The 1114-nt window shown below is 65.8% G+C and carries 1 protein-coding gene; it reads left to right on the top strand.

Annotated features, from left to right (window positions below; genetic code table 11):
* Positions 1–25 precede the first annotated feature (25 nt).
* A partial coding sequence (locus ACZ7M7_RS45020) for an amino acid adenylation domain-containing protein (RefSeq protein WP_472127659.1) occupies positions 26–1114 on the top strand: 1089 nt, incomplete at its 3' end.

Genomic DNA, 1114 nt, shown 5'->3' with positions numbered 1-1114 from the left:
TCCGTCGGGTGTGGTGGATCGGTGTGTGCATGAGATTTTCGCGGAGCGTGCTGTGCTGTCGCCGGATGCGGTGGCGGTGGTTGCGGGTGGTGTGTCGCTGACGTATGCGGAGTTGGATGCGCGGGCGAATCAATTGGCGCATCATCTGCGGGGCTTGGGTGTGGGTCCGGAGTCGCTGGTGGGTGTGTGTCTGGAGCGTGGGCCGGATCTGATGCCGACGCTGCTGGGTGTGCTGAAGGCGGGTGCGGGTTATCTGCCGTTGGACCCGGCGAACCCGGCGGACCGGTTCGGGTTCGTGCTGGCGGATGCGGGTGCGCGGGTGGTGGTGACGTCCGGCGGGCTGGTGCCGGTGCTGGACGAGGTCTTCGACGGTGAACTCGTGGTGCTGGACCGGGATGCGGAGGCGATCGCGTCCCGTCCGGAGTCTGCGCCTGTGGTGTCGGTGGCGCCGGACAACGTCGTGTATGTGATTTATACGTCGGGTTCGACGGGCCGGCCGAAGGGTGTGACGCTGGCGCACACGCAGGTGGTGCGGCTGTTGGAGACGGCGCAGGAGCATTACGGCTTCGGCGAGGGTGATGTGTGGACGATGTTCCACTCGTACGCCTTCGATGTGTCGGTGTTCGAGATGTGGGGTGCGCTGTTCCATGGCGGGACCCTGGTGGTGGTGCCGCGGGAGGTGACGCGTTCGCCGGAGGAGTTCCTGGACCTGCTGGTGGAGCGCGGGGTGACGGTGTTGTCGCAGACGCCGACGGCGTTTCGTTCGCTGGTGGCTGCGGCGGGTCAGGACGATCCCCGTGTCGGGCGGTTGTCGCTGCGTGCGGTGATTTTCGCGGGTGAGAAGCTCGAGGTCGGTGAGCTGCGTCCGTGGACGGACCGGCTGGGCCTTGATGCTCCGCGTCTGGTGAACATGTACGGCATCACCGAGACCACGGTGCACACCACCTATTACCGCATCGGTGAAGAGGACTTCGACCTCGCCGCTGCCAACCGTGTCGGCTATCCGCTGAGTGACCTGCGGGTGTATCTCCTTGACCGGTTCGGTGAGTTGGTGCCGGTGGGTGTTCCCGGTGAGATGTATGTGGGCGGTCCGGGTGTGGCCCGTGGGTATTTG

The sequence above is a fragment of the Streptomyces sp. NPDC111606 genome, from assembly GCF_055656945.1.
This window is presented reverse-complemented; position numbering and strand designations above follow the sequence as displayed.